The 15,125-nt window shown below is 70.6% G+C and carries 11 protein-coding genes, 1 tRNA gene and 2 pseudogenes; 6 read left to right on the top strand and 8 right to left on the bottom strand.

Going from position 1 to position 15,125, the window contains the following annotated elements:
- Positions 1-133: 133 nt before the first annotated feature.
- On the bottom strand, positions 134-772 hold the full coding sequence (grpE, locus tag ACFVUH_RS08655; RefSeq protein WP_355360817.1) for a nucleotide exchange factor GrpE: 639 nt from the start codon (positions 770-772) through the stop codon (positions 134-136).
- A complete protein-coding gene (dnaK, locus tag ACFVUH_RS08650; protein ID WP_380684800.1) occupies positions 769-2,619 on the bottom strand; it encodes a molecular chaperone DnaK in 1,851 nt (616 codons plus the stop codon). The genes grpE and dnaK overlap by 4 nt, the downstream gene beginning before the upstream one ends.
- A 298-nt stretch (positions 2,620-2,917) precedes the next feature.
- On the opposite strand from dnaK, the gene ACFVUH_RS08645 reads away from it, so the two are divergent.
- The 4 genes and pseudogenes from ACFVUH_RS08645 to ACFVUH_RS08630 all read left to right on the top strand — a co-directional run bounded on the left by ACFVUH_RS08645 (position 2,918) and on the right by ACFVUH_RS08630 (position 8,721).
- Positions 2,918-5,140 carry a (Fe-S)-binding protein gene (locus ACFVUH_RS08645; RefSeq protein WP_355360811.1) on the top strand — a complete coding sequence of 741 codons (2,223 nt, stop codon included), beginning with the start codon at positions 2,918-2,920 and terminating at the stop codon, positions 5,138-5,140.
- A 333-nt stretch (positions 5,141-5,473) separates the two neighbouring features.
- A pseudogene (locus ACFVUH_RS08640) lies at positions 5,474-6,547 on the top strand (sugar phosphate nucleotidyltransferase); the annotation flags it as partial.
- A 186-nt stretch (positions 6,548-6,733) separates the two neighbouring features.
- Positions 6,734-7,696, top strand: a complete 963-nt coding sequence (locus ACFVUH_RS08635; protein ID WP_387912037.1) for a YIP1 family protein — start codon at positions 6,734-6,736, stop codon at positions 7,694-7,696.
- Between the two features lie 134 nt (positions 7,697-7,830).
- Positions 7,831-8,721, top strand: a complete 891-nt coding sequence (locus ACFVUH_RS08630) for a metal-dependent hydrolase (RefSeq protein WP_355360805.1) — start codon at positions 7,831-7,833, stop codon at positions 8,719-8,721.
- Positions 8,722-8,818: 97 nt separating this feature from the next.
- On the opposite strand, the gene dcd is transcribed toward ACFVUH_RS08630, so the two are convergent.
- Together dcd and ACFVUH_RS08620 are read right to left on the bottom strand one after the other, a co-directional pair.
- Positions 8,819-9,394, bottom strand: coding sequence for a dCTP deaminase (gene dcd / locus ACFVUH_RS08625; protein ID WP_355360802.1), 576 nt, complete (start codon positions 9,392-9,394; stop codon positions 8,819-8,821).
- 82 nt (positions 9,395-9,476) lie between these two features.
- Entirely contained in the window at positions 9,477-9,698 is a 222-nt protein-coding gene (locus ACFVUH_RS08620; protein ID WP_199839558.1) for a hypothetical protein, read from the bottom strand.
- A gap of 276 nt (positions 9,699-9,974) precedes the next feature.
- Between ACFVUH_RS08620 and ACFVUH_RS08615 the strand changes: the two genes are divergently transcribed.
- Positions 9,975-10,048 (top strand) — tRNA-Gly (locus tag ACFVUH_RS08615).
- Positions 10,049-11,139: 1,091 nt separating this feature from the next.
- Here the strand turns inward: ACFVUH_RS08615 and ACFVUH_RS08610 are convergent.
- The 4 genes and pseudogenes from ACFVUH_RS08610 to ACFVUH_RS08595 form a co-directional block, all read right to left on the bottom strand.
- Positions 11,140-11,772: a hypothetical protein gene (locus ACFVUH_RS08610; RefSeq protein ID WP_387912035.1), complete on the bottom strand. Its 633-nt coding sequence runs from the start codon at positions 11,770-11,772 to the stop codon at positions 11,140-11,142.
- A gap of 372 nt (positions 11,773-12,144) precedes the next feature.
- Positions 12,145-12,411 (bottom strand): annotated as a pseudogene (locus ACFVUH_RS08605) (transposase); the annotation flags it as partial.
- Positions 12,402-13,754, bottom strand: a complete 1,353-nt coding sequence (locus ACFVUH_RS08600) for a tyrosine-type recombinase/integrase (protein WP_387912033.1) — start codon at positions 13,752-13,754, stop codon at positions 12,402-12,404. The gene ACFVUH_RS08600 and the pseudogene ACFVUH_RS08605, both read right to left, overlap by 10 nt.
- Positions 13,754-13,966: an excisionase family DNA-binding protein gene (locus ACFVUH_RS08595; protein WP_387912031.1), complete on the bottom strand. Its 213-nt coding sequence runs from the start codon at positions 13,964-13,966 to the stop codon at positions 13,754-13,756. Before ACFVUH_RS08595 ends, ACFVUH_RS08600 begins: the two co-directional genes overlap by 1 nt.
- A gap of 258 nt (positions 13,967-14,224) precedes the next feature.
- Between ACFVUH_RS08595 and ACFVUH_RS08590 the strand changes: the two genes are divergently transcribed.
- Positions 14,225-15,124: a DUF5655 domain-containing protein gene (locus ACFVUH_RS08590; protein ID WP_387912029.1), complete on the top strand. Its 900-nt coding sequence runs from the start codon at positions 14,225-14,227 to the stop codon at positions 15,122-15,124.
- Position 15,125: the final 1 nt, after the last annotated feature.

Genomic DNA, 15,125 nt, shown 5'->3' with positions numbered 1-15,125 from the left:
TCGTCACAGTGCTGTCAACGGTCCGGGCACGGCGTTCCGTGCCCGGACCCATCGACAGCGCGCTGCGGAGCCGGCCGCCGTACTGGCCGGCGTACGACTCCGCAGCGCAGGGGTTTTCAGCTGTCACCGCTGGTCAGCTGTCCGAGCCACCATCGGCCTGGTCCTTCTTCTCCCCGCCCTTGGCGGCGTCGGAGTCCGGACCGGACGTGGTCTGGGTGCCCGGCTGGGGCTCCGCGACCGCGACCATCGCCGGGCGGATGATCCGCTCGCCGATCCGGTAGCCGGGCTGGAGGATCTGGACGCAGGTGTCCTCGGTGACGTCCGAGGAGTAGCTGTGCATCAGCGCCTCGTGCATGGTCGGGTCGAAGGGCTCGCCCTCCTTGCCGAACTGCTGCAGGCCCAGCTTGGCGACGACCGTCTCCAGCGACTCCGCGACGGACTTGAAGCCGCCCGTCACCTCGCCGTGGTCGCGGGCGCGGCCGATGTCGTCCAGCACCGGGATCAGCGACTCCAGGATGTTGGAGACGGCGATCTCGCGGACCGTCAGCCGGTCGCGCTCGACCCGCTTGCGGTAGTTCTGGTACTCGGCCTGGAGGCGCTGGAGGTCGGCGGTGCGCTCGGCCAGCTCGCGCTTGGCCGAGGCGGCCTCCTCCGTGCCGGAGGCGGCGGAGCCCTCGGCCCCGGCCGCGGCGGCCTCCTCGGCCGCCTTGATCACGGCCTCCTCGGCGGCGGAGTCGTCGCCGGGCTCGGCACCCTGCGGCTTCTCCGTCATGCCGCACCGCCCTTGGGCTTCTCGTCGTCCACGATCTCGGCGTCGACGACGTCGTCGTCCTTGGCACCGGCGTCACCGGCCGCACCCGCGCCCGCACCGGCCGCACCGGCGGCGTCGGCGTTGGCGTACAGCGCCTGGCCGAGCTTCTGGGCGGTGGTGGAGACCTTCTCCGAGGCCTCGCGGATCTTCGCGATGTCCTCGCCCTTCAGGGCCTCCTTGAGCTCGCCGATGGCGGTCTCGACCTCGGTCTTGACGTCGGCCGGCAGCTTGTCGGCGTTGTCGGCGATGAACTTCTCGGTGGAGTAGACGAGCTGCTCGGCCTGGTTGCGGGTCTCCACGGCCTCGCGGCGCTTGTGGTCCTCCTCCGCGTACTGCTCGGCCTCGCGCATCATGCGCTCGATGTCGTCCTTCGGCAGCGCGGAGCCGCCGGTGACGGTCATCTTCTGCTCCTTGCCGGTGCCGAGGTCCTTGGCGCCGACGTGCATGATGCCGTTGGCGTCGATGTCGAAGGTGACCTCGATCTGGGGCAGGCCACGCGGGGCCGGCGGCAGACCGGTCAGCTCGAACATGCCGAGCTTCTTGTTGTACGCGGCGATCTCGCGCTCGCCCTGGTAGACCTGGATCTGCACGGACGGCTGGTTGTCCTCGGCCGTGGTGAAGATCTCCGAGCGCTTGGTCGGGATCGTGGTGTTGCGCTCGATCAGCTTGGTCATGATGCCGCCCTTGGTCTCGATGCCGAGGGACAGCGGGGTGACGTCGAGCAGCAGGACGTCCTTGACCTCGCCCTTGAGGACACCGGCCTGGAGCGAGGCGCCGATGGCGACGACCTCGTCCGGGTTGACGCCCTTGTTGGCCTCCTTGCCACCGGTCAGCTCGCGGACCAGGTCGGCGACGGCCGGCATGCGGGTGGAGCCGCCGACGAGGACGACGTGGTCGATCTCGGAGAGCGAGATGCCGGCGTCCTTGATCACGTTGTTGAACGGGATCTTGCAGCGCTCCAGCAGGTCGGAGCTCAGCTGCTGGAACTGGGCCCGGGTGAGCTTCTCGTCCAGGTGCAGCGGGCCCTCGGCGGAGGCCGTGATGTAGGGCAGGTTGATCGAGGTCTCGGAGGACGAGGACAGCTCGATCTTGGCCTTCTCGGCGGCCTCGCGCAGACGCTGCAGGGCCATCTTGTCCTTGGACAGGTCCACGCCGTGGCCCGCCTGGAAGACCTTGACCAGGTGGTCGACGATCTTCTGGTCCCAGTCGTCGCCGCCGAGGTGGTTGTCACCGTTGGTGGCCTTCACCTCGACGACCCCGTCGCCGATCTCCAGCAGGGAGACGTCGAAGGTGCCGCCGCCGAGGTCGAAGACCAGGATGGTCTGGTCGTCCTTGTCCAGGCCGTAGGCCAGGGCGGCCGCGGTCGGCTCGTTGACGATGCGCAGGACGTTGAGGCCCGCGATCTCACCGGCCTCCTTGGTGGCCTGGCGCTCCGAGTCGGAGAAGTACGCCGGGACGGTGATGACGGCGTCGGTGACGGTCTCGCCCAGGTACGCCTCGGCGTCGCGCTTCAGCTTCTGCAGGATGAAGGCGCTGATCTGCTGGGGGTTGAAGTCCTTGCCGTCCAGCCCGATCTTCCAGCTGGTGCCCATGTGGCGCTTCACCGAGCGGATGGTGCGGTCGACGTTGGTGACCGCCTGGCGCTTGGCCACCTCGCCGACGAGCACCTCGCCGTTCTTCGCGAAGGCGACGACGGACGGCGTGGTCCGCGCACCCTCGGCGTTCGTGATGACGGTGGGCTCGCCACCCTCCAGAACGCTGACGACCGAGTTCGTCGTACCGAGGTCGATGCCGACCGCGCGTGCCATCGTAGATACCTCCACGGAAGAGTTGAGCTTTACGGGCTCAAGGATGCATGACGATGGCGAGGGCGTCAACAGGGATGAGTCCATGGCGCTCAACTTTGCTGAGCGGTTCGCCCGGAGTGCGGTGACGGCCGCGTCGGCTGTGCGCCCGCGTGACTGCCGCCATACCTTGGGCATCTTCAGGAGAGGTGTTCGCGAACGGTAATGTCCGGCCCGTCGGCGCTGGAAGTTACCGACGAGTACACTCCCCTCGGAGAGACTGCACACCAGTAACACGCAAGCCGCAGGAGACGGAGAGCCGATGCAGCTAGCAGCGATCGTCATCTCGCTGGTCACATTCGTGGTCGGCACCGCGCTCGCCGCTCGTGCGGCGCTGTACATCTACCGGGTGGTGCGGACCGGCCAGCCGGACCCCACCCGCTTCGGGCAGCCCGCGCAGCGGGTGAAGACCGTGGCCGTGGAGTTCGTCGGCCACACCAGGATGAACCGCTGGGGGATCGTCGGCGTCGCCCACTGGTTCGTCGCGGTCGGCTTCCTCACCCTGGGCCTGACCCTGCTGACCGCGTTCTTCCAGCTGTTCGACGCCGAGTTCGTGCTGCCGGTGCTCGGCGGCTGGCTGCCGTACGAGCTGTTCACCGAACTGGTCGGCACCTTCACCACGCTGGGCATCGCGACGCTGATCGTGATCCGCCTGATGAGCCTGCCCGGCCGGGCGGGCCGCAAGTCCCGCTTCGCCGGCTCGATCGCCTGGCAGGCCTTCTACGTCGAGTACACGATCCTCGGCATCGGCCTGTGCATCATGATCCTGCGCGGCCTGGAGGGCGCGCTGGAGAACGTCGGCTCCTACGAGGCCAAGTACCTGATCTCCTACCCGCTGGTGGCGGCCTTCCGCGGGCTGTCCCACGGCACCCTGGAGAACCTGGTCTACCTCTTCGCGATGCTGAAGATCAGCATCTCCTTCGCCTGGGCGATCACCATCGGCCTCAACCCCTCGATGGGCGTCGCCTGGCACCGCTTCCTGGGCTTCTTCAACATCTACTTCAAGCGCGAGGAGGACGGCTCCACCGCGCTCGGCGAACTGCGCCCGATGACCAGCGGCGGCCGGCCGATCGACTTCGAGGACCCGGCCGACGACGCCGTCTTCGGCGTCTCCCAGGTCGAGCACTTCTCCTGGAAGGGCATCCTCGACTTCTCCACCTGCACCGAGTGCGGCCGCTGCCAGTCGCAGTGCCCGGCCTGGAACACCGGCAAGCCGCTCTCCCCGAAGCTGCTGATCATGAGCCTGCGCGAGCACGCCTTCGGCAAGGCCCCCTACCTGCTCGCCGGCGGCGGCAAGGACATGGAGGGCACCGAGCGGGCCACCGCCGAGCAGCTCGCGGACGTCCCCGCGGCGGCGCTGGCCGAGGCCGAGCGCCCGCTGATCGGCACCGCCGAGGAGAACGGCGTCATCGACCCCGACGTGCTGTGGTCCTGCACCACCTGCGGCGCCTGCGTCGAGCAGTGCCCGGTCGACATCGAGCACATCGACCACATCGTCGACATGCGCCGCTACCAGGTGATGATCGAGTCCTCGTTCCCCACCGAGGCCGGCACCATGCTCAAGAACCTGGAGAACAAGGGCAACCCCTGGGGCATGGCCACCAAGGCCCGTCTGGACTGGGTCAAGGAGCTCAAGAAGGAGACCGGCATCGAGGTGCCGGTGATCGGCGAGGACATCGACCCCGCCGAGGTCGAGTACCTGTACTGGGTGGGCTGCGCCGGCGCCCTGGAGGACCGCGCGAAGAAGACCACCAAGGCCTTCGCCGAGCTGCTGCACACCGCCGGCGTGAAGTTCGCGATCCTCGGCAAGGAGGAGTCCTGCACCGGTGACTCCGCCCGCCGGCTGGGCAACGAGTTCCTCTTCCAGATGCTCGGCGCGCAGAACGTCGAGACCCTGAACGCGGCCCTGGAGGACGCCCCGGTCAAGCGGATCGTGGCGACCTGCCCGCACTGCTTCAACACCATCGCCAACGAGTACCCGCAGCTGGGCGGCCACTTCGAGGTCATCCACCACACCCAGCTGCTGCAGCACCTCATCGACGAGGGCAAGCTCGTGCCGGTCAACCCGGTCGAGGGCCTCATCACCTACCACGACCCCTGCTACCTGGGCCGCCACAACAAGGTCTACAGCCCGCCGCGCGAGATCATGGACAAGGTCCCGGGGCTGCGCCAGCAGGAGATGCACCGCCACAAGGAGCGCGGTTTCTGCTGCGGCGCCGGCGGCGCGCGGATGTGGATGGAGGAGCGGATCGGCAAGCGGATCAACACCGAGCGCGTCGACGAGGCGCTGTCCCTCGACCCGGACATCGTCTCCACCGCCTGCCCGTTCTGCCTCGTCATGCTCTCCGACTCGGTCAACGGCAAGAAGAACGAGGGCGCGGCCAAGGAGCACCTGAAGGTCGTCGACGTCGCGCAGCTGCTGCTCGACTCGGTCAAGGCGACTCCGCCGGCCGGGACGGAGGAGCCGCAGACCGTCGACGCCTGAGGCGCGGCCGGCGCGGTCCCGGCCGACCCGACGTGGTCGTGAACCGGCCCGGTTCTTCGACAGTTCTGCAACAACCGCCCGGCCCGGGGGGTGCCCACCGGCGCCCGCCCGGGCCGGGCTTTTCGGGTCCGCTGGCCGCGCCGCGGTCACCGGACCGGGCGCCGGGCGCCGGGCCGCCGGGCGGCCCCGCGGTGAGGAGGAAATACAGTAGGCGCCGGACCGGCCGCGAGCCGGTCGATCCGTTCCGGCCCCCGGGACGGCGTACAGCAGACCGACGGAGGTATCGGCCCGCCGGGCCGGGCCGCAGAGAGCACAAGGGGAACAGCGCAGACCATGACCGAGGCGATCATGCTGGTCGGTGGTAAGGGCACGCGACTGCGTCCGCTGACCACCCACACCCCCAAGCCCATGCTGCCCGTGGCGGGCGTCCCCTTCATCGCGCACCAGCTGGCCCGCGCGGCGGCGGCCGGGGTCACCCGCGTGGTGCTCGCCACCTCCTACCTCGCCGAGGTCTTCGAGGACCACTTCCAGGACGGCACGCCCTACGGCATCGAGCTGGTCTACCTGACCGAGCGCGAGCCGCTCGGCACCGGCGGGGCCATCCGCAACGCGGCCACCGGGCTCACCTGCGGCCCCGACGAGCCGGTCCTGGTGTTCAACGGCGACATCCTCTCCGGCGTGGACATCGCCGCCCTGCGCGACGGCCACGTGGCCGCCGGGGCCGACGTCACCCTGCACCTCACCCGGGTCGAGGACCCGCGCGCCTTCGGGCTCGTCCCCACCGACGCGAACGGGCGGGTGCTGGAGTTCCTGGAGAAGCCGGAGACGCCGGAGCAGATCGTCACCGACCAGATCAACGCCGGCTGCTACGTCTTCACCCGCTCGGTCATCGACCGCATCCCGACCGGCCGCGAGGTCTCCGTCGAGCGCGAGACCTTCCCCGAGCTGCTGGCCACCGGCGCGCTGCTGCGCGGCGTCGTCGACACCTCGTACTGGCTCGACCTCGGCACCCCGGCCGCCTTCGTGCGCGGCTCGGCCGACCTGGTGCTCGGCAAGGTCGACTCGCCCGCCGTCCCCGGCCCGACCGGCGACGCCCTGCTGCTGCCCGGCTCGACCGTGCGGGACGGCGCGGTGCTCAGCGGCGGCACGGTGGTCGCCGAGGGCGCGGTGGTCGAGGCCGGCGCGATCGTCGAGGGCAGCGTGATCCTGCCCGGCGCCGTCATCGGGCCGGACACCCTGGTCAAGGACTCGATCGTGGGCGCCTTCGCGACCGTCGGCGACCGCACCGCGCTGGACGGCGCGGTGATCGGCGACGGCGCGATCGTCGAGGCGGACAACGAGCTGCCGAACGGCGTGCGGATCGCCTGCGGCACGCTGCTGCCGGTCGGCGCCGTGCGCACCTCGGCCGGCCCGGGCGGGTGCCCGGCCGGCACCAGCGCCGCGGCGGCGGTGCACGGGCCGAAGGTCGGCGTCCGGGGCTGAGCCCGGGGACGGGCGGCGGGCAGGCGGGTCGGCGGTAACAGGCTCGCTGCAAACCGGCCCCGGTCCGGTGCCCGTCCGCCGCGGCGCCCGCCTGGCGGGTACCTTCGGAACGTGGCTGGCAATCGATACGACAGCGGGCAGGGCGCCGACCCCCATGGCGGGTGGTCGGCGCCCCCGCAGCAGCAGGCGGCGCCCGGGGGGTACGGGCCGACGGACGGGCCGGAGTACTTCACCGGCCCGCAGCAGGGGCCGCACCAGGACCCCTACGGCGGTTACGACCCGTACGGTCCGCGTGCCCCGCAGGCTCCGTACCCGGCTCCGCACGCGGACCAGTACGCGGCCGACAACCCGGGCCACACCCGGGCCTTCCCGGTCGGCGCCGACCCGTACGCGGGCGAGCCGTCCTCCTACGGCCGGCCGCCGTACGGTCAGCAGGAGCCGCCGCACCAGGAGCAGTACCAGGAGCCCTACGGCCAGGACAACGTCGCCGTCTACCGGGCCGGCGGCCAGTCCGCGCCGCAGGCCGTCGGCCCCCGGCCGACCTGGCGCGAGCTGCTGGCCGGCCTGTTCCGCACCCCCACCGCGGTCTTCGACCGCACCCGTGACCACCAGGTCTGGCTCCCCGCCGTCACCGTCTCCCTGCTGTACGGCGCCCTCGCCGTGCTCGGCATCGGCCTGACCCGCGACGACGTGGTCAACTCGACCTTCACCGTGGCGCTCACCGCGATGCTCGCCGCCGCGATCGGCTTCACCCTGGCCGGCGCCATGCTCGGCGCGGTCACGTACGGGCTGGCCCGGCAGTTCGGCGGCGACGGCCCGTGGCAGTCCACCGTCGGCCTCGCCGTGCTGATCGGCTGGGTCACCGACGCGCCCCGGCTGCTGCTGGCGCTGGTCCTGCCCGCCGACAACCTGCTCGTCCAGGCCGTCGGCTGGGCCACCTGGCTGCTCTGCGGCTACCTGCTGGCCCTGATGGTCCGCCGGGTGCACGACCTGCCCTGGGGCAAGGCGGCCGGCGCGGCCGCGCTGCAGCTGCTGGCCCTGCTGGTGCTGATCAAGCTGCCGACCCTGGGCTGACCCGGGGGCGTCCCCGCGCCGACGGGGACCCTCGGCGACAATGGACGACGGGCCTCGCCTCGCGGGGCCCGTCGCGTTTTCCCGACCACGTTCCTTCCCGCCCTCACCCGACCCTCACCCGCACGGAGCCCGGCATGACCCTCCCCACCACCCACGTCAGCTTCCCGTCCGGGGCGGTGACCGGCGAGTCGACGGTGCTCGCGGTGCACCCGCTGGACGACGGCCGCTACGCCGTGGTCACCGGGGCGACCCCGTTCCACCCGCTCGACCACACCTGGCCCGACCAGCCCGCCGACCTCGGCACCCTCACCGTGGACGGCGTCGAACTGGCCGTCGTCGACTGCCTCACCGGCGCGGTGGGCCCGGACGGCGGCGCGCCGCTGGTCGGCGCCGACATCCCGGTCCGGCGCGGCGACGAGGAGTGGTCCTGGCTGGTCCTGCACGTCCTCGCGGCCGACCCGGGCGACCTCGTCGGCCGCACCGCCGTGCTCGCCGTCGACGCCTCCCGCCGCGGCGCGCTCAGCGCCTCGCACAGCGGCTGCCACCTGCTCGCCCTCGCCCTCAACGAGGCGCTCGCGCCGCGCTGGCGCAAGGACCCGGGCCGCGCCGACGCCTTCGGCCACCCGGACTTCGACAGCCTCGCCATGGCGACCTCGGTGATGGACACCGAGGCGAGCACCGACACCTACCGGCTCGGCAAGTCGCTGCGCAAGAAGGGCTTCACCGCCGAGGCCACCGAGGAGCTCCCGGCCCTCGCCGACGCCCTCCCCGAGCTCACCGAGGCCGTCAACCGCCGGCTGGCCTCCTGGATCGCCGCCGACGCCCCGGTGCGCATCGACGTCCCCGGCCCGGAGCTGACCGCCCGCCGCGAGTGGCACTGCGAGCTGCCCGAGGGCGCGGCGCGGATCTCCTGCGGCGGCACCCACCTGCACCACCTGGGCGAGCTGGCCGAGCTGCGCACCGAGCTGCGGCTCTCCGAGGACGGCAGCGAGCTGGTCGCCGTCACCCGCCCGAAGCGGGCCTGACACGCCGGCGGGCGGTCACCCCTGCCCAGGGGTGACCGCCCGCACCGTGCGCTCCGCTCCGTCCCGCTCGGGCCTGCTCGGACCTGCTCAGACCTGCTCAGACCTGCGTGCGGTGGAAGTTCAGGTAGGACCGGGACGGCGTCGGACCGCGCTGCCCCTGGTACCGCGAGCCGTACCGCTCCGAGCCGTACGGGTGCTCCGACGGCGAGGAGAGCCGGAACAGGCAGAGCTGCCCGATCTTCATCCCCGGGTAGAGCTTGATCGGCAGCGTGGCGACGTTCGACAGCTCCAGCGTGACGTGCCCGCTGAAGCCCGGGTCGATGAAGCCGGCCGTGGAGTGCGTCAGCAGCCCGAGCCGGCCGAGGCTGGACTTGCCCTCCAGCCGCGAGGCGACGTCCTCCGGCAGCGTGATGACCTCGTAGGTCGACGCCAGCACGAACTCGCCCGGGTGCAGGATGAACGCCTCGTCGCCCTCCGGCTCGACCAGCCGGGTCAGGTCCGGCTGCTCCTCGGAGGGGTCGATGTGCGGGTAGCGGTGGTTCTCGAAGACCCGGAAGAAGCGGTCCAGGCGCACGTCGATGCTCGACGGCTGGACCATCGTGGGGTCGAACGGATCGATCACCACCCGGCCGTTGTCGATCTCGGCCCGGATGTCCTTGTCAGAGAGCAGCACGCTTCGAGGTTACGTGCACGACGCGGCCCCGGACGAATCGCCCGGGGCCGCGGCCTTCACATCTCTCCCGTCCCCGCCCTCGTCAGGCGAGGAACTCCGCGGCCTCCAGCCGCAGCGCCCGGGCCAGTTGCGGCTCGGACAGCTCCCGCACGTCGGCCAGCACCGAGCTCCGCAGCCGTCCGCACTGCGGACACCTGATCAGCCGACCGGGCCCCAGCCGACCGGGTCCGAGGTTCTGCATCGGGAACGTGGTGGTGCTGAACAGGTGCCCCTCGGCACAACGAACGACGGCGCGCTGCTCCATCGGTCCCCTTCCCATCCTTACCCCAGTACTCACCCGTACTCGTCGCCCCGAACGGCGGAGCCCCCGGGACCAGCGTCACATTAGGGGATGTACCGGACATTCCACACCAAGGCTCGCCGCCCCGCGCCCACCCACCGGGGCACTCTCACGCGGCCCACACAGTACGCCTCCACCCACCCCCCGCGCCTCCGCCGCCACCCGCGGCCACCTGTGCAGCCACCGTCACGGATGGGGTACAGTGAGGGGCAGATCGAGCGGTCTCTGACGGCTCATCAGGCGGGCGTAGTTTAATGGTAGAACATGAGCTTCCCAAGCTTAGAGCGCGAGTTCGATTCTCGTCGCCCGCTCCACGGTAAAGCCCCAGGTCAGAGCCCTGGGGCTTGCCTGTTGTCTGGACCAATTTCGCGCTCTTGCGCGACTGCTGCGCGCAAAAATGTACCTCCAGGGGTGACGGTGCGTCAGGAGCCGAGGTCATCGAAACTTTGTTCGATGGGCGTCTCGAATGGCGAGATCGACTTTCCGTGATGCGGGTCACATAATCCTGGGTCGCGGTGTGACGTCGGTTGCGCGCGGCCTCGGGGTTGCGATCGACAACTCTGCAGGTCAGGGGCGTGGCCGCCCCGATCGCCGCCCCCCGCCTCGTCTGGATCCGCTTCCCGGGGGCGCGCCTGCGGGCCTCTTTCTCTAAGTGACGATCCGTCAGTTCAGAGCTGAAAGCGCGTGCGCGACTATTGCGCGACTACGTACCCGCGTGGGTGCGTGGTCGCCGCAGCACCGGGGCCTTCCGGCGTGTGGCCACCTGCGGCTTGTCTGAGGAAGCGGAAGCTGGGACAGCCCCCTCACGCCCGGTGAGGCAGGTCGGCCGCAGCCTCGGCTCGGAACCCCTTCCGGCTTCCAAGTCGCCCATACCGCTTGCTTCTTTAAGCGCACCGTGCCGATGCGGTTCGCCGAAGTAGGGCAGGTCTACGCAGTGGAGAAAAGAGGCGCGAGAAGCGCCCTTCGTTCCGGTCCCCGCGCGATCACTCTCATCGTGTTGACCGACATTGTCGTCGTCGTGTTCGCGATGGTCGTCGTCCCCGCCGTCTACGTCTCCCCATCACGTCCCCGCTGGTGGAACGGCCGATGTCGCGGCGCCGCTCGGCGGATCAGTGGTGACGGGCACCCTGAAGGGCTTCTGCCCGGCCTGCGTTGACAAGAGCTTGGACGTCTGGCGAAGGATCTGCGGCTGATCGACCTCGACTCCCTGTCGCTGCTGGCCGGCCACGGCCGACTCGGTACCGTCCCTTCGAGGACATCACGGCGGGCCGCCCCTCCTCGCGATGGGTGGCCCGCCGTGATGTCCGCAGTCTGAGCCCTCGACGGCGACGACGGACAGCTGGGACGCCGCTGCGGTCGGCTGCGGCGCCCGGCAGTACCGCTGCTCTCGCCGCTGAGGGAGCGGTCAGCCCGTAGGCGATCCCCCCAGGCCGGCGTACCAGGCGACGTCCTGGACCGGCACCGGGGTGACCCCGAGCGCCGGGGCGACCTCGGCGAGCGTCACCGTGTCGCAGCCCTGCGCGGCGAACCGGTACTCCATCAGGGTGTTGTACGCCGCTCCCCGCAGGTACGGCCGGGAGCGCGCAAGGAACTCCAGCTCCCTGAGCACGGTGGTCACGGCCCTGACCACGCTCCGGCCCCGATCGGTGCCAGCGATCAGCACATCGGCCAACGCGTCCCAGCGGTCCGCGTACGGCCCGTCCGGTGCCGGCCAGCCCCGCTCGCTGGGCTGCGGGAACTCGTGCCCGGTTTGGGCCCAGAGCAGCAGCTCGTCGGCGAGGAGGTCCACGCGGATGTCGCCGATCTCGCTGGCGCGCATCCGCAGCCGCAGCGACTCGGCGACGCCGACGACGACCAGGGCCCAGTCGTCCTCGCCCACCACGACCTCAGCGCGGGAGGTCAGCCGCTGCGGCCGGCGGCGGTACCAGGCGACGATCGCCTCGGCCCACGGCCAGGCATCGGTGAACGGGTGCCGGCCGTCATGGCCGACGGCGTACCGCTCGGCGTGCTCCTGGAGCTCGGTATCGGGATCCCACACGGGCGCGGCCTCTCCGGTCGATGACGGCTCGACAGTAGTCTGCCCGCTTCCGGCTGCCCATACGAGACGCTCCAGGCCGAACCGCTGGAGAAGCAGACCGGCCGGCCCCGGGGAAGTAAGGGGGGTGTTCCGCAGGACCGGCCGGTGGGAGGCAAGCAACGCCGGGAGGACGTGGCGCGGCTGCTCTGCCCGGCGGCCCGATGGTGCTGTGATGGGGCCGCCGTGATCGGGAATGCTAGACCTCGAAAGCTGACGCTGGAAGGTCCCTGACCTGGGATTTTTCGGCCGCGAACATGCCATCGGGCTCCCCGCCCGGCCGGTCCTGTGACCGGGAGCGGTTCTCCAGGCCGGCGAGGGGAATAAGAGGACATCTCATTTGGAGATTCTGCGGGTGCAGATCAGAGCTGCTGCGATGCTGGCGAAGGCGGCGAAGTGGTCGGCTTTTCGCTCATAGCGACGGTGAAGTCGGCGGAAGCCACCGAGCCAGGCCACGGTGCGCTCGATCACCCAGCGGTGTCGGCCGAGACGGCTGGAGGTCTCGATGCCGCGGCGGGCGATGCGGGCAGGGATCTGCCTGCGGTGCAGGTAGGAGCGGATGAGGCGGTCGTCGTAGGCTTTGTCGCCGTGTATCAGATCTGGCGCCGTATGGGACGTACGACTGCCCCACTGTCCGGTGCGTCGCTGGGTGGCGCTGGCGGGGTCGGCGGCGTCCGGCCGATATCACCGCGCACGCGGGAGTCGAGCTTGGCGGCGAGCTGGCGCTGGCGGCGCTCGGTGGAGTGCTGGTAGATCATCGCGGCGCGCACCGAGGACTGCCCCATGCGGACCATCAGATCCTTGAGGCTGGCACCCTCCTCCGCGAGCAGGCTGTTGCCTGTGTGCCGCAGGTCGTAGAACGTGAAGTTCTTCGGCAGCTCCTCCATCTGCTCGGCCTCCTCGGCTTCCTCGGCCGCCTCGCTCTCCGCGCTGTAGGGGTGCGTCTCCTCGCTGACGAGCCGCAGCGGGATTTCGGATCCGCTTTGCGAGCGCGTCAGTTCGTTCATCCGGAAGGGGGACTCCACGTGCTTGCCGACCTTGGCGCGCGCCTTGGCGAACTTCTTGCCGAAGGTCGTCGCGCGCAGGCGTGCGCCCTTCTCGCCGACGAAGAGGTAGCCCTGGGGGCCGTCCTCCGCGAACCAGGCCATGTGCTGGCGCATGGGGACATCGAGGAAGGACGGCAGGTGGATGGTGCGCTTGCCGGCCTTCGACTTGGTCGGTCCGGTGACCCGCGTGCCGTTGTTCAGCTGCGGTGCGGCCTCGGTGATCCGCAGCGTGCGCTTGTCGAGGTTGACGTCCTCGCGGCGAAGAGCGGCGAGTTCCTCCGGTCGCAGGGTGGCGAAGGCGCCGAGGAAGATCATGAACTGCCAGCGAGGGCCCATGAGTTCGGCGAGTTCGAAGACCTGGGCGACCGTGGCCACCGGCCGCTCGTCGGGGTGCTCCTCGCCCGCGCCCTTGATCCGGCAGGGGTTGCGGGGGATCGCCTCGTCGTCGGCGGCCGTCTCCATGATGGATTTGAGAAGGCGGTAGGACTTGGCGACGGTGGTGGCGCCGGTCGCCTGCTTCCGCTTCGCGTGCCAGGTGCGAACCGTGGCCGAGGTGATCTCGTTGAGCGCGAGGTCGCCGAAGGTCGGCAGGAGGTGTAGTCGCAGCAGGCGTTGGTACAGCTCTTCGGTGGTCGGCATCAGGCCCCGCTCCTCGACCCACTTGGCGGAGAAGTCCTTGAACAGGACCTTTCCCGCGTTGGGGTCGATCCAGGTACCACGCTTGATGTCGGCTTCGGTGAGGGTGAGCCAGACCTCGGCGTCCGTCTTGGTCTCGAAGGTGTGCGGGGCGTTGTGGTCGGTGCCGGCCGCGTCGCGGTAGCTGGCGCCCCAGCGGCCCGATCTGTGCTGGCGGATGTTTCCGAACCGCCGCCGGGTCGGCTCGACCTTCTTGCGCGGCATCAGACACCGCCCCCGTGCCGGTCGCGTCGGCTGCGGACGGCGGGGACGGTTCCGGCGGCGATGTAGGCGTCGAGGCTGGTCGCGGATATGCGGACGTGGGCGCCCATCTTCACGAAGGCGATCCGCCGCTCGCTGATCAGCCGGCGGACGAACCGCTCGGTGGTGCCGAGGCGTTCGGCGACCTTGGCGACGGTGAGGTACTGCGTGGGCATGGACCTCCTTTCGCACGCCGACCGGCGGCGGTGCGTCGTGGGTGTGGTGGATGAATGGGTGGCCGCGGCGGCCCACGGACTGCGGCGAGGCCCCGGGGCCGCCGCACGGGGCGAGCCCGCCCTTCAGGCGGGCCTCTCTATTCCCTCCGGATCGAAGTGAGACATCTCCAACATTGCCTGGTATGCCCGAGTTCGAGGGATGTAGGTTGGCTCGTCCATCCGCCGATCGGGTCCGGCGGGGAGGTCTGAGGGGGGACCGTGGCATTGAAGGTGTTCCGCGTGGACGGCGCCGAGGCGCAGGAGATCGTCGGCACGACGGTGCAGCTGGAGCGGGACCTCCAGACATACATCGAGCGCAACATGTCGGCGCTGCTGGGCGTGCGGTTCCTCGCTACCGAGGTCTACACCGGTCCGCTGCACGCCGGCCGGATCGACTCGCTCGGCCTGGACGAGGACGGCAGCCCGGTCGTCGTCGAGTACAAGAGGACCCGGGACGAGAACGTCATCAACCAGGCGCTGTTCTACTTGGCGTGGCTGCGAGACCACCCCGGCGACTTCGAGGCGCTGGTGGCGCAGCGGCTCGGCGCCGAAGCGGTCGCGGAGGTCGACTGGACGAGCCCGCGGATCATCTGCATCGCCGCCGAGTTCAGCCGTTACGACGTCCACGCGATCGGGGAGATGAACCGGCGCATCGACCTGGTGCGCTACCGGAAGTTCGGCGACGGTCTGCTGACGCTGGACCTGCTGGCCTCGGTCGCCGGCGGGGTGGCCCGCTCCGACGGTGGCGCTCTGCCGGTCCCGCGCAGGACGGTCGGGCAGCGACTGGAAGCAGCGCCGGACGATGTCCGGGAGCTGTACGACGACCTCGACGGGCGCCTGCTCGCCCTCGGGGACGTCCACAGCGTCCAGTTGAAGCACTACGTCGCCTACCGGCGGGGCGGCAACCTGGCCTCGGTGAAGATCCTGGCGCGCGACCGGGCGTTGCGGGTGTTCCTGCGTCTGGACCCGGCGTCGGTGGAGCTGGAGGAGGGCTTCACCCGGGACGTGACCGACGTCGGTCACCACGGCACCGGGAACCTGGAGGTGCGGATCGCCTCGTCCGCCGACCTCGACCGGGCGGAGCCGCTCTTCCGGGCCGCCTACGAGGCGGTGGCCTAGC

This window comes from Kitasatospora sp. NPDC058032, from assembly GCF_042885845.1.
Lineage (GTDB): Bacteria > Actinomycetota > Actinomycetes > Streptomycetales > Streptomycetaceae > Kitasatospora.
Note: the sequence above shows the minus strand (reverse complement) of the source record. Positions and strands in the feature narration are given on the sequence as shown.